The organism is Arcticibacterium sp. SM2516 (assembly GCF_057914865.1).
Window position 1 is genome coordinate 5379697 of record NZ_CP195290.1, and the last position, 19194, is coordinate 5398890.

Annotated in this window: 17 protein-coding genes; 9 read left to right on the top strand and 8 right to left on the bottom strand. The window is 38.2% G+C overall.

Annotated features, from left to right (window positions below):
* Nucleotides 1–5: 5 nt before the first annotated feature.
* Genes dnaB through ACSBFT_RS21935 form a run of 3 tightly spaced genes read right to left on the bottom strand, consistent with a single transcriptional unit; the run spans nucleotide 6 to nucleotide 3192 of the window.
* Entirely contained in the window at nucleotides 6–1466 is a 1461-nt protein-coding gene (dnaB, locus tag ACSBFT_RS21925; RefSeq protein ID WP_463046985.1) for a replicative DNA helicase, read from the bottom strand.
* Nucleotides 1467–1502: 36 nt separating this feature from the next.
* Nucleotides 1503–2366 (bottom strand): ParB/RepB/Spo0J family partition protein, encoded by an 864-nt coding sequence (locus tag ACSBFT_RS21930; RefSeq protein ID WP_489602441.1) that lies wholly within the window; start codon nucleotides 2364–2366, stop codon nucleotides 1503–1505.
* Nucleotides 2356–3192 carry a ParA family protein gene (locus ACSBFT_RS21935; RefSeq protein WP_463046983.1) on the bottom strand — a complete coding sequence of 279 codons (837 nt, stop codon included), beginning with the start codon at nucleotides 3190–3192 and terminating at the stop codon, nucleotides 2356–2358. The genes ACSBFT_RS21930 and ACSBFT_RS21935 overlap by 11 nt, the downstream gene beginning before the upstream one ends.
* Before the next feature lie 260 nt (nucleotides 3193–3452).
* Between ACSBFT_RS21935 and ACSBFT_RS21940 the strand changes: the two genes are divergently transcribed.
* Nucleotides 3453–3863: a hypothetical protein gene (locus ACSBFT_RS21940; protein ID WP_463046982.1), complete on the top strand. Its 411-nt coding sequence runs from the start codon at nucleotides 3453–3455 to the stop codon at nucleotides 3861–3863.
* Between the two features lie 280 nt (nucleotides 3864–4143).
* Here the strand turns inward: ACSBFT_RS21940 and ACSBFT_RS21945 are convergent, their stop codons facing one another.
* Nucleotides 4144–5061 carry an alpha/beta hydrolase fold domain-containing protein gene (locus tag ACSBFT_RS21945; RefSeq protein WP_489602442.1) on the bottom strand — a complete coding sequence of 306 codons (918 nt, stop codon included), beginning with the start codon at nucleotides 5059–5061 and terminating at the stop codon, nucleotides 4144–4146.
* Nucleotides 5062–5321: 260 nt separating this feature from the next.
* Here ACSBFT_RS21945 and ACSBFT_RS21950 point away from each other — a divergent pair, with 260 nt between their 5' ends.
* Complete coding sequence (locus ACSBFT_RS21950; protein WP_463046980.1) at nucleotides 5322–6257, top strand: hypothetical protein; 936 nt, start codon at nucleotides 5322–5324, stop codon at nucleotides 6255–6257.
* 119 nt (nucleotides 6258–6376) lie between these two features.
* On the opposite strand, the gene ACSBFT_RS21955 is transcribed toward ACSBFT_RS21950, so the two are convergent.
* Both ACSBFT_RS21955 and ACSBFT_RS21960 read right to left on the bottom strand, forming a co-directional pair.
* Complete coding sequence (locus ACSBFT_RS21955) at nucleotides 6377–6790, bottom strand: response regulator (protein ID WP_489602443.1); 414 nt, start codon at nucleotides 6788–6790, stop codon at nucleotides 6377–6379.
* A 7-nt stretch (nucleotides 6791–6797) separates the two neighbouring features.
* A complete protein-coding gene (locus tag ACSBFT_RS21960) occupies nucleotides 6798–8174 on the bottom strand; it encodes an ATP-binding protein (protein ID WP_489602444.1) in 1377 nt (458 codons plus the stop codon).
* A 219-nt stretch (nucleotides 8175–8393) separates the two neighbouring features.
* On the opposite strand from ACSBFT_RS21960, the gene rpoN reads away from it, so the two are divergent.
* Genes rpoN through ACSBFT_RS21980 form a run of 4 tightly spaced genes read left to right on the top strand, consistent with a single transcriptional unit; the run spans nucleotide 8394 to nucleotide 13300 of the window.
* Nucleotides 8394–9734, top strand: coding sequence for an RNA polymerase factor sigma-54 (rpoN, locus tag ACSBFT_RS21965; protein WP_489602445.1), 1341 nt, complete (start codon nucleotides 8394–8396; stop codon nucleotides 9732–9734).
* A gap of 3 nt (nucleotides 9735–9737) precedes the next feature.
* Nucleotides 9738–11129 carry a sigma-54-dependent transcriptional regulator gene (locus ACSBFT_RS21970; RefSeq protein ID WP_463046976.1) on the top strand — a complete coding sequence of 464 codons (1392 nt, stop codon included), beginning with the start codon at nucleotides 9738–9740 and terminating at the stop codon, nucleotides 11127–11129.
* Nucleotides 11129–11863: a sensor histidine kinase gene (locus ACSBFT_RS21975; RefSeq protein WP_463046975.1), complete on the top strand. Its 735-nt coding sequence runs from the start codon at nucleotides 11129–11131 to the stop codon at nucleotides 11861–11863. Before ACSBFT_RS21970 ends, ACSBFT_RS21975 begins: the two co-directional genes overlap by 1 nt.
* Nucleotides 11864–13300 carry a two-component system sensor histidine kinase NtrB gene (locus ACSBFT_RS21980; protein ID WP_463046974.1) on the top strand — a complete coding sequence of 479 codons (1437 nt, stop codon included), beginning with the start codon at nucleotides 11864–11866 and terminating at the stop codon, nucleotides 13298–13300.
* A 388-nt stretch (nucleotides 13301–13688) separates the two neighbouring features.
* Here the strand turns inward: ACSBFT_RS21980 and ACSBFT_RS21985 are convergent, their stop codons facing one another.
* Nucleotides 13689–14678, bottom strand: coding sequence for an alpha/beta hydrolase fold domain-containing protein (locus ACSBFT_RS21985; RefSeq protein WP_489602446.1), 990 nt, complete (start codon nucleotides 14676–14678; stop codon nucleotides 13689–13691).
* Between the two features lie 506 nt (nucleotides 14679–15184).
* Entirely contained in the window at nucleotides 15185–15706 is a 522-nt protein-coding gene (locus tag ACSBFT_RS21990) for a TetR/AcrR family transcriptional regulator (protein WP_463046972.1), read from the bottom strand.
* Between the two features lie 227 nt (nucleotides 15707–15933).
* Here ACSBFT_RS21990 and ACSBFT_RS21995 point away from each other — a divergent pair, with 227 nt between their 5' ends.
* The 3 genes from ACSBFT_RS21995 to ACSBFT_RS22005 are packed head-to-tail and all read left to right on the top strand — an operon-like array spanning nucleotide 15934 to nucleotide 19193.
* Nucleotides 15934–16530: a hypothetical protein gene (locus ACSBFT_RS21995; RefSeq protein ID WP_489602447.1), complete on the top strand. Its 597-nt coding sequence runs from the start codon at nucleotides 15934–15936 to the stop codon at nucleotides 16528–16530.
* Nucleotides 16531–16556: 26 nt separating this feature from the next.
* Entirely contained in the window at nucleotides 16557–17036 is a 480-nt protein-coding gene (locus tag ACSBFT_RS22000) for a (2Fe-2S)-binding protein (RefSeq protein ID WP_489602448.1), read from the top strand.
* A 3-nt stretch (nucleotides 17037–17039) separates the two neighbouring features.
* Nucleotides 17040–19193, top strand: a complete 2154-nt coding sequence (locus ACSBFT_RS22005) for a xanthine dehydrogenase family protein molybdopterin-binding subunit (RefSeq protein ID WP_489602449.1) — start codon at nucleotides 17040–17042, stop codon at nucleotides 19191–19193.
* Nucleotide 19194: the final 1 nt, after the last annotated feature.

Genomic DNA, 19194 nt, shown 5'->3' on the forward strand with positions numbered 1-19194 from the left:
CTTACCTACATCTTATTGGCCTTACTGCCAGCAATAGTAAAACCGGCTCTCTCTTCATATTCTTCGGCGGATACCGTAAAACCGTCGAATTCTGCGAATCGGGTATATTTACCAATAAACTTGAGCTTGACGTCGTCAATACTCCCACTTCGGTTTTTAGCAATAATCATTTCTGCCATACCTGTGGTGCTGGTTCCATCTTCCAATGTGTCAATGTCATAATACTCTGGTCTGTAAAGAAACATCACCACATCGGCATCCTGCTCAATAGAACCAGATTCTCTCAAGTCGGATAATTGTGGTCTTTTATCTCCCCCTCTTGTCTCTACAGATCTACTTAACTGAGAAAGAGCTATCACCGGGATATTTAATTCTTTTGCTAAGGTCTTTAGGGAACGAGAGATAGCTGCAATCTCCTGCTCTCTGTTCATTCCTTGTTTTTGATTTCCGGCAGTCATTAACTGCAAGTAATCTACAATTAGAATCTTTATATTATGAAAAGCCTTTAATCTTCTTGCTTTAGTTCTAAGCTCCAAGATTGAAAGGGCAGGAGTGTCGTCTATGTAGATTGGTGCTGTCGATAGATTGTTCAGTCTCGAATGCAGTGCATGCCAGTCTTCCTCATTTAAATCTCCCTTTCTAAGTTTATGGCTATCTATCTCTGCCTCTGCAGAAATAAGACGAAGCATGACCTGCTGGGCCGACATCTCCAAAGAAAACAGTGCCGCAGGCAAATGAAAATCTATAGCGGCGTTTCTTAAAGCAGAGATAACGAAAGCTGTTTTTCCCATACCGGGTCTTGCAGCAATAATAATAAGCTCGGTATTGTGAAAACCTCCAGTCAGCAAATCCAGGGAAGGAAAGCCCGAAGGAACATTAGAATGGTCAGAGTTTTCGTCCGTTTTATTTTTGATTTCCTGGATGGTTTTGGCCACCACGGCACTTAACTCGGGAATATTCTTATTTAAGTTTCCTTCCTGAATGTCTCTAAGGCTTTGTTCCGTACTATCCATTAAGCCATAGACATCCGTGGTGTCTTCGTAGGCTTTGGTATTCACGTTATCTAGCGTTTCTACTATTTTCCTTCTAATGGCGTATTGAACAATAATCCTCGCGTCTTGTTCAATGTGAGCCACCGTAGAATTGGCCATAATGTTGGCCACATAAGAGGCTCCTCCTACAAACTCCAGCTCACCATTAAGTCTTAGCTGATTGGTGGTGGTTAAAAGGTCAATGGGTTCCGTTTTTCCGAAAAGTTGAAGTATAGCCTGATAGATGGCTACGTGCCTTTCGTCCTGGAAACTATCTGGTTTTAAGATGTCTATAACAGATGTTAAAGCATCTTTTTCCTTTACAACTCCCCCTAAAACGTTTGCCTCTAAAGCTTTCACGTGAGAAAGTTGCTGAAAAAGAGGTTGTTTTTTTTCAGCGTCTTTAGATGGAAAACGTCTTCTGGCTTGTGCCATAAGGAGGGTTCTTTTTTATAGTATAGATAATGTTTTTTAAGAAATGCCAAGCATTTCTACTATTTCGGCAAGCTGCTCTTCGTTGGCAAATGGTAAGGAAATTTCTCCTTTATCTACCGCACTAACTTTTATTTTAAGAGGGACTAAGGTCTTTCCTTTAAGAGAAAGCTCTTCTATTCTCATGTCCTCCCTATAGCTATCTACAGCAGTAAAAGTTTTGGATTGAGCACCGTCATTTTTAAGAAGTTCTTCTACCGCTCTGGCAGAAAGCCCTTGTTGTATAATCTTATGAAAAAGTTCTATTTGAAAAACTTTATCTTGAATCGTAATTAGTGGGCGAGCTTGCCCCATGCTTATTTGACCCAAAACTATCGCAGATTGAATGACTTCTGGTAGTTGTAAAAGTCTGAGGTAATTGTTTACCGTAGCTCTATTTTTTCCTACACGACCACCTAGCTCTTCATGCTTTAGGTTACACTCATTTATCATTCTTTCAAACGATAAAGCTACCTCAATAGCATTTAAGTCTTTTCTTTGAATGTTTTCAATCAAAGCCATCTCAAGAGAACGCTGATCGTCAACATTTCTAATATAAGCAGGTACTTTTTCCAGCCCCACGAGCTTAATAGCTCTTAATCTTCTTTCTCCAGAAATAAGTTCGTACTGTCCGTCTGCAGATTCTCTAACGGTAAGTGGCTGTATAATGCCATGTACTTTTATGGAATCGGCTAATTCATTTAAAGCAATTTCATCAAAATCCGTTCTAGGCTGATGAGGATTTACCTTAATTTTACTCACTAAGACCTCTTTAACTCCTTTAAATGAAGTAAGTCTCTGACTAACTTTCAGATTACTATCACTTAATAAAGAATTGAGGCCTTTACCCATATCATGCGACATTTTCTAACTCTGATTTAAACTCAGGCAATTTATTCCTTCTTAAAAGCTCCTTAGCCAAATCTATATAGCTGATGGCTCCTTTGTTTTCTAAGAATTTGATGTCAAACTCTTCTGCTTTTTCTCCAGTAAACATTAACAGTGCAGGAAGTCCATAACTAGGAGCTTCAGCCAGTTTCACGTTTCTTGGTACAATCGTATCAAAACAAAGATCATGAAAGAAACTACGTACATCTTCCACTACCATTTTAGAAAGATTAGTTCTGCCATCATACATGGTTAAAATGTAACCTTCTGACTCCAAATTTGGGTTCAGACGTTTTTTGATAATGTCTACCGTACTTTGAAGCTTCGCAATACCTTCAAGTGCAAAGTACTCGCACTGTACAGGAATTAAAACAGAATCCGAGGCTACAATAGAGTTAATTACCATTAGTCCTAAAGAAGGAGAGCAGTCAATGAATATGAAGTCGTAGTCTTCTTTTAGAGGCTGAATCAAATCCTTAAGAATATATTCTCTGGCTACTTGGTTTACAATCTCCAATTCAAAACCTGCTAAATCTATATGGGATGGAATCACATCAAGATTAGGAATTTGAGTAGAAACAATACACTCCTTAATGTTTGATTCTCCTATTAAGGCAGAGTATATATTATGATTCTGCTCTTTACAGTCAATGCCGAGACCTGAGCCAGCATTAGCTTGAGGATCTGTATCAACTATAAGGATTTTGTAATCCAAAACAGCTAATGAAGCCGATAAATTGATTGCTGTGGTTGTTTTTCCAACACCACCTTTTTGGTTTACAATAGAAATGATTTTTCCCATATTCTTTGAATTTTGAAGAAACAAATATAGCCGTTTTAGAAGCTACTATGAGTCATACAACTGTTATTGTAGATAAGTTTTGAAAATGTGGATAACTGTGAATTATTGACCAAAATGCAATACAAGGAATGTCAGAATTTAAGCGTTTTTCCTTCCGAATCGAAAAATAGCCTAGATTTTCAGACATCGTAACTATTCTTTGTGAGACTTATCAAATTGCATTTTTTTTAATAAATTTATAACCCTAACATGTTTGAGTTATGAATGTAAAAACATTTACTGCTGGTATTTTGGCTGGGATCACCTACTTTTTGTTGAACTGGTTGGCTTTCGGTGTTGTATTTACTGATCTATTTTCAGAAACAGCAAATGGAGTAATGAAGTCTGAAGAAGAAATGATGAGCACCATGCATTACTTGGTCATTGGTCAAGTTTTGATGGGGCTTTTTCTAGCATATGTTTTAAGTAAATGGGCTAATGTGAATAATGCCTTTGAAGGAGCTAAGGCAGGCCTTTGTGTTGGTGCTTTCGCTTCTGCCGCTTATGATTTCACTATGTTGGGCACCACCAACATTTCAACACTTTCCAATACTATCTCTGATATCATCATAGCGTCATGTATTTCTGGTTTGGCAGGGGCGGTAGTGGGTTGGTGGTTGGGAAGAAAATAGATTTAACTCGGATGATGTGTTGGGGAATCGTTATGAGTTTTAAAGTGCAATAAATCAGATAATTAAAGGAAATTAGCATAACGTTTACCCTGAGCTAATGTCTTAGGGTTCTGGTGATTGAGTTTAAATGGGTTTAGCCTGTACTGAGCTTGACGATGGGAAGCAATTTAGTTACGGTCCCGATAAAATCGGGAGATTGCCTATAATGCACGAAACGGGATTAAAACGAAAATCCCCACCGCCAGTGGCAGTGGGGATTGTTATTTAGCATATCTAACCACTATTTTACATTTTTTAAAAAACTTATAATATCATCCGTAGTCCCTGCTATCTCCTCTGCCTTTAAATCGTGTGTCCCATTGGGTACTACGTGATATTCCGTTTTGACTTGCTTGTTCACTAAAATTGAATTTAGTTTCTCGCCTTGTTCTTTCTTTACTAAAATATCGTTCCCTCCATAAAAAAGAATGGTGTTAGTGCTTTTCCTATTGGCTAAATAATAGGGGCTAGCTCTCTGGTAAGCCCCAGGGTTTTCGCTATAAGATTCACCGATTAAGAGCTCTGTCAGATTCCTGTTTTTGTCATCATAAATACCCTGATAAATGTAGTCGTCTGTGAGGTCTGTAGGAGCCACCAATGCTGCTACAACTTTGATGTTTGTTTCGGAGAATTGGTAGGCATAAGACAATGCTAAATGACCTCCAGAGCTGTATCCCCAAAGTATGATGTCGTCAGATAAGTTTAGCTTGGTTTTGAGACTATCATGATGTTTGAAAAACAGGTCAAAATCATCCATGATATCTGCGAATTTTACGCCGTCTGTGCCTGCTAATCTGTGATTTATGTTGAAAATGGTAAGGTTAAGGTTCCTTTTTTTGTATTCTTCTACCACAGAGTTTAGGAAGCTTTTATCCAGAATACTCCACCCTCCGCCATGAACCATTACCATTGAAACCGACTTCATTTTGAAAGAAGTGGTATCTACTTTTGGAAGGTATAAATCATAGTTTTGAAATCTATTCTTACCATAATTTTGTTGAAGCTTTGTTTCATAGCCAGTAACAACACTGGACGTTAGTTTCTCATTAATTGAGACCGTTGTTTTACTGCTATTTAAAGGGGTAATGAGGTCGAAATTACTACAAGAGGTCAGTCCTATAAGTGAGAGTAATGCTGCAAAATTTAATAGTGTTTTCATAGTCTTAGATAGTGAGGGTTATATTTTATTTCTATAAAATCTGTTCCTTCTATTTTTTCTAAAAAATGGGGAAAAATGGGGATTAACGCTCTACAGCATTCCTCAATCGCGGTCATTTGGGATTAAAGCTGCCCAGCCTACCTCATTCGACCTCATTTGGGAAACAATTGACTCGGAATAAGTCGTTAAGTGGTTGATTTTGTTATAGGAATGATAATTTGAGATTCCAGATGAAACCAAAAATAAACAACACATATATTATGGAAAATAATAACGTAAAAGGTTCTGGAATAGCCACTGTACTATTAGGAGCAGCATTTTTGGCAGCAGCAGCTGTAGGTGTTTATCAATACCAAAATGTTAAAGAAACGGAAAATGAGATTGTTGCCCTTAATAGTCAGGCAGAAAATTTGAGCACTCAAAATGATGCCCTAGAATCTGAAGTAGGAAGCCTTTCAGAAAAACTTAGAATGAAAATAGCTGAAGCAGAAGCATCGGCTAAGGAATTGGAAGAGATCAAAGAGGCTAGTAAGAAAAGTAGTGCTTATTCTTTCAAGTCTAGTCAAAGAAGAAAGCAATTAGAGGCAGACTTAGTACTTAAAAATGAAGAAATAGGAAGCTTACAGGGTCAGATTGCTACTTTGTCTGAGACGAACATGAAATTAGAAAAGGATTTAGAAATTGTTCCTGTTTTAGAAGCGGAGAATCTAGACCTTAAAGGACAAGTAACCGAGTGGGAAGAGAAATTTGCACTTCTCGAGAAAGATTTTATGGATTTAGATACCAGATATCAGAAGTTAATATATGACGCTCCTGCAGATAACTTTAGAGTAGAAGTTTTAACATCGAGGGATAAATTAACAAGCAAAGCTAAGAAAGCGGATAAAATCACCGTCTCTTTCTTGATGCCAGCCTATTTACAAAAGGAAATGGGTAAAAATGAGACGATTTATTTAAGCCTTTTTGATGAGAAAATAGTTCCGATTGAAGGTTGGATAAAAGAAGTGAACGTTAATACTGAAAAAGGTGCTATTCCGGTTCAGGTTCATGGTGTTAAAGAGGTAGATTATAGCAAAAATCCTCAAGTAATTACATTTACAGTGGATACTAAAGGGAAACTTGAAGAAGGCTTTTACAAAGGTAAAGTTTATTCAAAAGATGATTATTTAGGAACGGTAGATTTCAGATTAAGATAAAATCAAAGAGGAGATGATTCCAAATTGGACATCTCCTCTTTTCGAGTTAAAGAGAAGGTTTTTAATTAATAATTCAACTTATATTTTTTTAAATGCTCGCCGGTTTCCGGTGGGCATTTTTATTTGCTTAATGTGGCGGCTTCAAAATAGAACGAAGCTAGGTCTTTTATAAGTTTGAGAAGGGCATCATAGCTTGCCGGTTTTACTAAATATGCGGCGGCACCTAAAGAATAGGCATTTTTAACCTCAGCCTGTGCACTAGAAGTGGAAATTACCATGGTAGGTATGTGCTTATATCTATCCGAGTTTTTTATGGTTTTAAGCACTTCTCTGCCATCTATTTTGGGCATGTTAAGGTCTAAAAGTATCAGGTCTGGTAAGGTTTTACATTCTTGAAGTAAAGAAACTAATTGCTCCCCGTCCGTAACAAATTCCAAGTGGCACTCAATTTGATTGTCCTGAAAAGCACATTTCATCAGCATTTGATCATCTAGATCGTCTTCAGCTATGAGTACGTTAAATTGTTTTGTCATTCCTGTGTTATTGTTGCTGCTGAGGGAAGTAAAGATGAAAGGTGGCCCCTTTGTTCACAACCCCTTCCGCATCCAGTTCTCCGTCGTGGCTTTGCATAATTCTAGAGCAAATAGAAAGTCCAATTCCTGTCCCTTCAATATCAGCAGTTTTGTCTAATCTGCCAAAAATGGTAAACATTTTATTCTTAAACTCATTGTCAAAACCTTTTCCATTATCTCTGATGGCAATGTGGTGATAATTATATGAGGTTTCGCCTTCCCATTTGGTCACATTATAACTTCTTATCGATATCTCCAGCGGTTCGTTCTCTCGTCTAAATTTGATAGCGTTGCCAATTAAGTTTTGAAACAGTTGGTGAAGTAGTCCAGAATATCCATAAATGGTGGGTAGTTCTGAATAGCTGAAGTCTATGTTTTCTTTCTGAATAGTATCTTCAAATTCCTTTTCTACTTCCTTTACGATGTAATTTAAATCCACCTTTTCAGGTGCTGGGTTTTCAGCTGAAAGGGTAGAGAGACTGAGTAAATCCTTTATCAGAACGGTCATTTTTTCTGCAGAGCTGTTCATCCTGAGTAGCATATCTTTTCCTTCTACTTTCATGGTTTCACTATAATCTGTCAAAAGTTTATTGCTGAAAAGTCTAATTTTCCTTAATGGCTCCTGTAGGTCATGAGAAGCTACATAGGCATATTGTTCTAGTTCCTGGTTTGATTGATTCAGCTCTTCAATACTCGCCTTTAGTAGCTCAGTGGTTTCGTCACGTTTTTTTAGTTCTACACTGATAAGCATAAAGGAGTAAATGATGATTCCCATGGCTATAAGTGCCAAAATGAATAAAAGAAATGGCGTAAACTGTTCTTCAAATTCTTTTATTCTAAGCCGTTTACTCAAAAGGGTTTTCTCATGATGATCAATGGTTTCTAGAACTTTAAAATAGTTTTTATTTATCTGGTCGTTGGCAGCAATAAGCTCTAGCTGATTAAACTTGTATTTAGCGGTAGAAGTATCATTGATGATTTCTAATAACAAACTCTGAATTCTGTGATCAGACTCTTGTTCTAATTTTTTTACGTAATGCTGATGGACTTTATTCCCTCTTGTTAATCTTTTAAAAAGCTGAATGGAACGCCTTAAGGAGTCTTTTTCAGATTGGAAGTTATTATAATAGTCGGTGTCTTTTGTGAGTAGATAACTTCTCTGCTCCGCAATGGATGTATTAAAACCAGAACGCATATTAGAGATGGCTAGTAGCACCCTGTTACTATTATCAATGATTTTTGAATATTTATTGAAATTACTCAGTCTGTCAAAGGTCATGACGCACAATAGTAATAGTATTCCTAGAGAAATTCCGAAGATAAGATTGACGAGCTTTTTATGCATTGGTGTTATGTATTAGAAATGCCACATTCTGGGGAATTGTTTCCCCTAAAAATCCTCACATTTAGAACCCTTTAAACGCAGCATGATTTTTTTTAAAACCTATTGAGATTTTAATATGCTGTGAGTGTGACGGTTATTGGTGTGATTAAAGCAAAGATGATTCTTATATATAAAAACGGTCTCCAAATTGAATAAGTATTATTATAAAACATTGCCACTATGTCAAGTCAAAAACTAATACTTAGCCAGAAACAAGGTTTAAAAATAAGCCCAAGGCAGATTCAATTCCTACATTTTCTTCAGCTTAATGAAATAGAACTAGAGCATGAGATTAAGAAGGAGTTAGAAGAGAATCCAGTGTTGGAGTATGAGGAGGAAAATGAAGAGGTGGAGAGTTGTTATCTATCACGGTCTCATGAAAACTTGGCGGAGCGTAATGATGGCTTCTTTGATATGAACAAAGCGGTTAAATCCAATATAAGAGTAGAGTTAAAAGAGCAATTTCAATACCTAGCAAGCTCCGAAAAGGAATTGTCAATAGCAGATTTTATCATAGATTCGGTGGATGAAAAAGGTTATCTCACTTACACTTTAGACGAGCTAGAAGATATACTTTCTTTCGGCTTAAACATGCTGTTGAATCAAAAGGAAATATCAAACGTACTGCAGAAATTAAGAGGTTTGGAGCCGCAGGGTCTTGGAACTAGCGGATTACAAGCGTTTTTGACATTTCAAGCAAGAGAGAAGAATTTGAACCCAATTGTTATCTCTATTTTGGAAGAACATTTTGATGTTTTATCCGAAAGGGATTTTAATCTTTTGGGGCATCGTTTAGGTGTCTCAAATAATGAATTAAGACAATATTTAAAAACTATCTGTGGTTTTAAGCCATATCCATTTTATGGTTTTGAACTGTCTAGCGTAGAAAAAAATGAAACCATTATTCCAGAATATAAGGTAGATTATAGAGATGGGAAATTGGTTTACGGAACGTTGACGAAGAATGGAAAGAAGTTAGTATTTAATGAAAATTACGGAAAAGAATTCAGGGAGAGAACGGATAAAAAATTGAATAAGTTTTTGTCGGAAAAAAGGGAGTCTGCCGCCTGGTTTATTCAGGCCATTGAAGAGCGAGAGCATACCATGAATACTTGTCTTGAGGCTGTAGTGAAAATTCAGGAGGCATATTTTAAGAGCGGGAGTACATCAGATTTAAAACCAATGGTATTAAAGGATGTGGCTAGCCTTACAGGCAAAACCATTTCTACGCTTTCTAGAGTTACAAGCCAAAAATATGTTCAAACTCACTTTGGCCTTATCCTTTTAAAGAGTCTTTTCACTGAAGCCATTCAAAGAAAAGATGGAGAATTGATTAGCAACAAAGAAGTTCAACAAATAGTAAGTAATTTAGTATCGGATGAAAATAAGCGGAAACCCCTTACCGATTCAGAAATATGTAGGAAATTGGCTTCTGATGGTCTTAATCTAACCAGAAGAACCATTACCAAATACAGGGAGAATATGAATATCCCCTCATCAAAACTTAGAAGAGCACTTTAATATATGCCTAAAATACTTGTCATAGACGACGACCAAGACATTTGTCTTTTAATGAATCGCTTTTTAACCAAAAATGGATATGAGGTGGAAACCGCTATATCTGGCATTTTGGGATTAAAAAAAATAAAAGAGTTTAAGCCAGACCTTCTTCTGACAGATTTTAAACTGGGAGACATTGATGGTTCAGAAGTTCTTAAAAAGGCTAAGGAAATGATGCCAAATTTACCCGTGATAGTTATTACGGGCTATTCTGATATTAAAGTGGCTATAAATGTAATGAAAATGGGGGCTTTTGATTACGTCACCAAACCTCTTTTTCCAGACGAGATTTTGATGAACATCAAAAAAGCCCTGCATACAGAAGAGACGAGTACGCCTGCGGCTAAAACAGAGAGAAAGAGTAGGCTCAGCTTCAAAGAGAATAACTATATTTTTGGAAAAAGTGCGTTGGCAAAAAACTTGGTAAAGCAGGTCAATCTAGTGGCTCCCACTAATTTTAGTGTGATTATTTACGGAGAAAGTGGTTCTGGAAAAGAGGCGATCGCGAAAACCATACATAATAAGAGTAAAAGAAAAGATGGCCCTTTTATAGCGATGGACTGCGGGGCTATTTCTAACGAATTAGCAGGAAGTGAGCTTTTTGGGCATGAAAAAGGCTCTTTTACAGGTGCTATAAATCAGAAGATTGGACATTTTGAACTGGCGAATGGCGGAACTTTATTTCTAGACGAGGTGGCTAATCTTTCCTATGAGGTTCAGGTTTCTTTACTGAGAGTGGTGCAAGAACAAAAAGTAAAAAGAATAGGAGGAAATAAGGAGATAAGTCTAGATGTAAGGATTCTGGTGGCCAGTAATGAAAAACTATCAGAAGCTATTTCTAAAGGCAAGTTCAGAGAAGATTTATACCACAGATTTAACGAGTTTAATGTGGAAGTGCCGGCATTGAGAGACAGAGGAGACGATATTTTTGAGTTTGCGGAACACTTTTTAAAGGAAACCAACAGAGAGTTAGAAAAAGATGTGAAGGGCTTTTCGGAAGAAGTTAAAAAGAACATGCTGGATTACCCGTGGTATGGAAATTTAAGAGAGCTTAATAATGTGATAAAAAGAGCTACGCTTTTAACTGAAGGAGAGTGGATAGAAGTAGCAAGTTTGCCTTTTGAGATAGTGAATCACGAGAAAATGCTTTTTGCTGAAAAGAAAGAAGATACCGTAGAAACAGAAAATGCACCAAGTGGGAATTCTGGACATCTTAAAATGGCAGCATCTGAAGCAGAGTATCAGATGATATTGGAGGCTTTGAAAAAAGTCAATTTTAATAAAAGTAAAGCAGCTGCCTTGTTGAGCATTGATAGGAAAACGCTGTACAACAAAATGAAAAGACTTAATATTTAATGAGCGAACACTTATTGAAACCCGAAATTCCTGAGGCCGTAATGGCTCTTCAAAATGAGTTTGATGAGTTTATTTATTTGGCATCACATGATTTAAAAGAACCTGCGAGGAAAATAACCACCTTTGGTCAGCGACTAAGTAAGAGTTTGGAAGGTAGGTTAAGCGAAGAAGAAAAAGATTTTTTTGAAAGAATGATGGATGCTGCCAATAGGCAGCAGAGGATGATTGATGATTTGCTTAAGCTATCACGAATAAATACTACGGAGTTTAAAAGACAGAAAATTGTACTATCCGAACTTATAGAAGAGCTGAAGGTGAATGATAAAACAGATTTTAAATTCCAATGCCCAAAGATTGCTTATGGAGATAGAATACAGTTAAAAATAGCTTTTCAAGAGTTGATGGATAACGCCGAGAAGTTTAATAATGGGAAGGTGAAAATTAGAATCTCGACCAAATCAATTTTCTCCACGGTTATAGCCTCGAAGGGCTTAAATCCGTCTAGAAATTATGCGTATTTGATTTTTACAGACAATGGCATTGGAATACCAGAAGAATATGTTTTAGATATTTTTAGACCCTTTTATAGAATCCATGGTAGGTCTGAATTTGAAGGTGCTGGAATGGGACTTTCTATTTCTAAAGCCATTCTGGAGAAAATGGGTGGAGCCATTTGGTCTGAAAAAGATCAACCTATAGGTTCCTCTATTCATATTTTATTACCAGCTGCTTAAATGACAACCTTTCCATTAAAAATTTTACTGGTTGAAGACGATGAAGATGACTATCTCATCACACGCTCTATCTTAAGAGAGATTTCTCATATTGAATACAAGCTAGATTGGGTAAAGTCTTACCGTGAAGCTGAAAAGGTCATATTAGAAGAGAGGCATGATATTTACCTTTTCGACTACCTGCTAGGAGGACGTTCTGGCCTAGAATTATTAAAACTCTTAAAGACTAAAAACGACGACCTTCCTGCTATTTTACTGACAGGGAAGGGCGATGACAAAATAGACCAGCAAGCTATTGAGCTAGGTGCCTATGATTATCTGGAGAAAACGACTTTAAATTCAGATTCACTGGGTAGGAGTGTGAGGTATGCCGTAAAGCATGCCAATACCCTCAAGGCTTTAAGAGAAAGTGAAAAAAAATATCGTAGAGTTTTTGAAGGCTCCAAAGAGATAATTTTTATTGCAAACGAAGACTTCAATATCATCCACGTGAGTAAGGCGGTGGAGGGCTACATGGGCTATACGCCAGAAGAGGTCTATGCTATGCAGAGCCATGAGTATTTTGAAAATCCCATGCAGATAGTGGATATGCAAGACCAGATGAAAGGAGATGGTAGCATAAAAGATTATCTAATTCATCTGAAAGCTAAAAATGGCGAAGTGAAGTCTGGTTTGGTCTCAGTGGTGGTGGAATTTGATGCAGACGACCGCTTCTTTTTACACGGCATATTCTCCGACCAAACCGAGAAAATTAAAGCAGAAAGAGCTTTAAGACAAACCAGGAAATTAGAATCCACAGCCAGGCTGATGCAGGTTCTGGCTCATGAGGTCAGAAACCCTTTGATGAATATTAATCTTTCTTTAGAAAGTTTATCAGATAAAGTGCTTGCAGAAGATGAGGCGGTGCTAGAAATCATTCAAAGAAACACCAGAAGGATAGATAAACTTATTAATGAAGTGCTTCATGCAGCCTCGGAAAAGGAAGTTCTAAAAGAAGCCACAGACTTAAGAAAGGTTATAAAAAAGGCTATTTCTCAGATAAAAGACCGAGCAAATATGCGAGGTGTGGAAATAGAAACAGACATAGATAAATCTCCTAAACTAAAGTTGAATGCAGAGCAAATTTGCACGGCATTGGTTAATATTATTCTAAACGGAATAGAGGCCTTAGAAGAAAGAGAGAACCCGAAAGTGAGCATAAAAAGCTATGCAAAAAACGAGAAGGTGATTGTGGTAATTACAGATAATGGTATAGGCATGGACGAAAAATTACAGTCCAAGCTCTTTGAACCTTTTTACACAGCCAAAACAAACGGTGTAGGCTTGGGCTTAGCCTCTACACTGGGTATTTTAAAAGCCCATGATGCAGGAATAGAGGTGGATTCTGAGTTAGGAAAGGGTTCTTCTTTTACCATTGAGTTTGATGTAACCGACTAGAGATGTTGCCAATGTGGCATTTTGTGGCGTGTTTTCCACATTTTCTGCATTCCAAAATGGTGGAACTTATTTTTAATTATTTACTGTAAAAAGTAAACAATTATGCATCCATCAGAAATTTTATATTATACCGTATTCGGACTATCGTTTTTAGTGGTAGCCGTCAGTTCAGAAATCATCGTAAATTCAGAGGATGAGGAATAAGTTACCTCATTTCTCACCTTTATATTTAACTAAAGGTTAGAGCTCCAGCGGAGCGATATACTACAATCCGATTGAAATTGTATAATGGTCTAATATGTTTGGCGTCATTTTGGCCTATGGCCAAAATCATGACAAACGCTTCTACGATGCTAGTATATTCCGTTTCTTAATCTTTTGATTAGCTCTATTTCTCCGCAGCTTTATATTTTGATAAAATGAAATCCACAATCCATATCTGTGTAGAATCCATTTGAGCTTGTTGGGCATCTATAAAACCATGATTCACTTTTTCCAGCACATGAATTTCATTCTCCACTTTCAAAGAATCCAATAATTTTTTAAGACTCAGCGACTGTATGATGGGCACCACTTGGTCGGCATCGCCATGAATCATCAGAATAGGAGGAGCGTGTCTTGTCAAATAGCGATATGGTGAATAAAGCCTCATAATACTATCAGCTTTTATGCTGTCTGATTTTGGGTCAAAACCGAAAATGCGTTTAGCTATATCAAAATCATCTCGGAAATATTCTGGCAAGGTGGCCACTATGTTTCCCAAACTGTCGGCCAGTTTGCTTCTGTAAATGCCTTTGAGGTCGTTTGGCCCATATACATCTACCACATAATTAAATTTTACGTTGTAGAAAGAACTGTCAAAACTAAGTTTTGTAGGAAAGGCGTTCATCATAGCGATATGTGCTCCGGCCGACTCGCCAAAAATTCCAAAATTATTCAAGTCTAACTTTAAGGAATCCGCATTTTGTGCAACCCATTTTATGGCCTGATTTACATCAATGATACAATCTGGAAACGCCCCTTTGCCATTTATGGCTACGCTGTAGTCTGGGCTAATAATAGTATAACCCTTTTCTCGCAGTTGATTTATTGCCGAATTAAAGCGGTTATTGTTGATAGATTCTTTTAGGCCACCTATCCATGCACCACCATGAATGTAAAGCACCACGGGAGATTTTTCATAAATTCTTTTAGTAGGGGTATAAATGTCTAAGGCTAGATTTTCTTTGTAAACACTGCTATATATCACATCTCCGTTAAGAAAAGGAGCATTATTTTTTACGAAGAAGTATACGAGCCATAAAGTCAGTATCAAAAAAAGAAGCAGAAGGCCAATTCCCGTTTTTTTGAAGAAGCCTTTAAAGGTTATGTTTTTCAATTTTTGTTGATGTGTCTATGGGTATAAAAATGCTGACATAGTCTTCGTTTTAACATAATGAAGGACGTATTAGGTTCAAAACTAGTAGATAAAGAAGGCATTGATATCATGATGGAATTCTGAAACTTATTCTGCTTTTATGCTTGAAAGCAGCAGGGGAGTGACATGTTGTGTTTTAATAGCTCTGAGTAAAATCCGTGCTTTATAAAATCAAGAGAAGCAATATTCTAATAGGAATGAGTGAACGGTTTGTTTGATAAGCTCCAGCGGAGCGACATGTTGTATTTTAATAGCATTGGGTAAATTTCGTGCTTTATAAAATCCAGTGAAGCGATATTCTAATAGGAATGGGTGAACGGTTTGTTTCATAAGCTCCGGAGGAGCGGTATGTTAATAGCACCGAGTAAATTCCCGACGTGATAAGCTCCAGCGGAGCGACATGTTATTCAGTGTTCTATAATATTTATCTTGATTTACTCCAAAACCTTGACAAACGCTCTTTTAAATTATACCCCGTATTTAGCCAACAGAAAAGCTAAATATTGTTTTTTATCTTTAATTTCACCTTTAATCAAACCAATAGAAATAGATTCTACCATTTGATTAAGCGATAGTGCCTCTAGTTCTGGCATCTCGGTACCTAAGGCCGTAAATGCTTCGGTAAGCTTATTGGTAAGTGGCACCATTTTTTGTGGGTTATAGTATTCGCTATCCCATTTCAGTTTAATCTGGAGTTTCCAAAAATCATATTCCGATTCTTTGACGGAGAAAGGTAACTCTAAAGTCATTTTAATGATCTTTTTAGGCTCATTTTGAAACAAAATTGGTCCCATTAATTCCATGAACTTTTTTTCGCCCTGCCCCAAAATAGCATTTAAAAGGCCTTTTTTATTCTGAAAATGACGAAAAATTAAAGCCTCAGATACGCCAGCTTTTTTAGCTACAGATTTGGTAGAGGTAGCGTTAAAGCCCTCATTGGCAAAGAGCTCAAGGGCTGCTATTAATATGTTAGCTTTTTTGTCGGTCACAGAAACGGTTTAATTGTGAGCATATACTTACAAATATAGCATATTTGGAATTTGGGGGCAAATGCGTGCGTGATAATGTTTTAAACTTTTTGGGAAGAAATACGTATCTTTTGAGTACTTCACTAAAGGAAAAGGCTAAAGAATTGACCTTTTCTGTAAATATTTAAAATTTAATTCTGAGCTTTGTTTGTGAGTGATTACTTACTAATAATGTGAATTGCTTTGATATGACTTACAAAAAATACATCTTTTTATTTGCTGTGCCTTTGGCAGTGTTTTCTTTCAATATGCCTGAAAAGGAGAAGGTCATGCCTGTGGTGAAAATAGAACATCAGGAAGCTCAGCCGGCCTTTGATACCATGATGAAGGTTTTGACCCATAAACGTTGTATGAATTGTCACCCATCGGGGGATAAGCCGAGACAAGGGGAAGATAGCCATCTGCATTATTTTGGTATAGAAAGAGGAAAAGAAAATCACGGTTTTGAAGCTACTACATGTAATACCTGTCACCAGTCAAAAAACAATGATGCTTCTGGAGTACCTGGGGCACCACATTGGTCTTTAGCTCCTAAAAGTATGGCTTGGGAGGGGAAATCCAGGGTAGAAATAGCGGAGATTATTTTGGACAGGTCAAAAAACGGTCATAAATCTCTCAAAGAAATAGAGAAACATATGACGGAAGACGAACTGGTGCTTTGGGCTTTTGAGCCTGGTGTTCATGCCGACCGTAGCCCTAGAGAAAAACCGCCAGTTTCTAAGGAGGAATTTATAGCTGCCGTAAAAACTTGGATTAAAGACGGGGCTAAAATCCCGAATAAATAGAAAACCACATTTTAATTGATGCTGATATGAAAATAAACTTCACAATAAACGGAAAACCAGAAACGGTAGAAACAGATGTCAACACGCCGCTACTCTGGGTAGTAAGAGATATTTTAGATTTAAAAGGCACTAAATATGGCTGCGGAAAAGCTGCTTGTGGTGCCTGTACCTTGCATATTGACGGTGAAGCCGTGCGTTCCTGCTCTTACCCTATTGAGTTTGTGGAGGGAAAAGAAGTGACCACCATTGAAGGTTTGTCAGACTCAGAAGAAAATTTGCACCCCGTGCAGCAAGCTTGGATAGAAGAGATAGTGCCTCAGTGTGGATACTGTCAGCCGGGTTTTATGATGGCCACGGCTGCCTTGCTCAATAAAGTGCCGAGTCCAACGGATGAAGATATTGACAATAATATTATCAATGTGTGCCGCTGTGCTACTTATTACAGAATGCGAAAGGCCATTCACAGAGCTGCTGAAATCCAAAATAATAAGACTTTAAAGAAATAAATCATGGCTAAAGTATCTAGAAGGAAATTTATAATTAGGTCTATTTTAGGCGGAACGGGCTTACTAGTGGGGGCAACGTATTTGTTTAAAAAGCCTATTAGAAGAACCTTGGCAGGCGTGGCAAATACGGCAGAAACGCCATACGCAGGAAACATCTCAGACCCTGAAGTTTGGTTTGAAATAAGTGCTGATAATGTGGTAACGCTGTATAGCCCAAAAGTAGAGATGGGGCAGGGCACTTTTACCGGATTGGCACAAATGGCTGCCGACGAATTAGAAATAAACATCAATCAAATTAGGGTAGAACACGCTCCTTCAAGCTTACACTTTGATGCTTTTGCTACGGGTGGCAGTACGTCCATATCTAGTTTGTGGATGCCGCTGAGAGAATTGGCCGCTACCACCAGAGAGGTTATAAAAGCTGAAGCCGCCAAGAAAATGGGGGTAGACTTAGCCTCTTTGAAAGTGACGGATGGCGTCATAAGCTCAGGAAATAAAACCATGACTTTTGGCGAAGCCGTAGCAGGAATTACCGAATGGGAACTGTCAGATACACCTGCTTTAAAGGATTTGAAAGCCTATAAATACATAGGAAAGCCCGTTAGCCGTGTCGATTTAAAAGACAAGGTGTTGGGTAAACCGATATTTGGAATGGATGCCGCTATGCCAGATATGCTTTTTGGAGCGGTGGTGAGGCCTTCGGCAATAGGTGCAAAATACCTAGATGCAGATACTACAGAAGCGGAGAAAATGCCAGGCGTGGTCAAAGTGGTGAAAGAAGAAGATTTTGTGGGTGTGGTGGCTACTTCAAGAATGGCGGCAGAAAATGCCAAGGAAGCCATAAACGCGAATTGGGAAACGGACAAAGTCTGGCAAACCAAGGATATCGAGGCTCTGGTGAAAGTAGGAAAAGGGGAGCCTTTTGAAATTCAGAAAGAAGGTAAGGCTGAGAAAGTTTTAGCATCAGAAGAGGGATTGATTACCGCAGAATATACGAGCCCGCTGGGTGCTCATGCTCAAATAGAGCCAAACGGTGCCGTGGCTTTTGTAGAGAAAGATAAAGCTACCGTGATGATTTCAACCCAAGTGGTCGGAATTACTAGAAAAGAGGTGGCAAAAAGACTGGGCTTGAAAGAGGAGCAGGTGGAAATAAAACCAACCTATTTGGGTGGCGGTTTTGGTAGAAGGCTGCATACGCCAAATGCCATTCAGGCGGCGGTGCTTTCAAAGGCCGTTGGTAAACCTGTCAAATGCTTTTTTAATAGAAAAGAAGAATTTCAAAACGATACTTTCAGACCGCCAACACATCATGTCTTAAAAGCTAAACTTACATCAGATGGCAAAATAGAGGCTCTGGAGCATAATGTTTCTAGTGGTGATGTGGCTTTTGGCTCTGCCATAGTGCCGCATATTGCCAATGTCGCTTTAGGAGCGGATATTGGTGCATGGCGTGGTGGCATGATTCAATACAGCGGTATTCCTAACTATCGTGCTATTTCTTGGCGAGTAAAATTACCTTTTGCCACCAGTTGGTGGAGAAGTTTGGGGCTCTTGGCCAATACTTTTTCTATAGAAAGTTTTATGGACGAACTGGCCGTAAAAGCAGACAAAGATCCCATACAGTTTAGGCTAGACCAAATAGGGGATGATACCGCGGGTAATCGCCTTAAAACAGTGATAGAAGCGGCCAGAGATAGGGTGAACTGGAAGAATATGACATTAGCAGAAGGTAGGGCAGTGGGTTTTGCCTGCTGCACAGATGCCAACACACCAGTGGCTCAGATAGCGGAGGTTTCTATCTTAGACGGTGAAATTAAAGTGCATAAGGTAACCTGCGTGATAGACGTAGGATTGGCTGTAAATCCAGACCAGATTAGAGCTCAGTGTGAAGGTGCCATTATTATGGGAATGAGTGCATCAATGTTTGAAAAAATGGAAGTAACCGATGGGCAACTAAGCCCTACCATTTACGGGCCATATCAAATGGCCATGATGCGTCACGCTCCCAAAGAAATAGATGTGATGATACTAGAAAATTCCAATGCTCCAGGAGCAGTAGGCGAACCACCTTTAGGCCCCATAGCCGCCGCCATAGCAAATGCTACCTTCAGGTTAACGGGTAAGAGGATTAGGGATATGCCGTTTGTTTTGGGGTAGG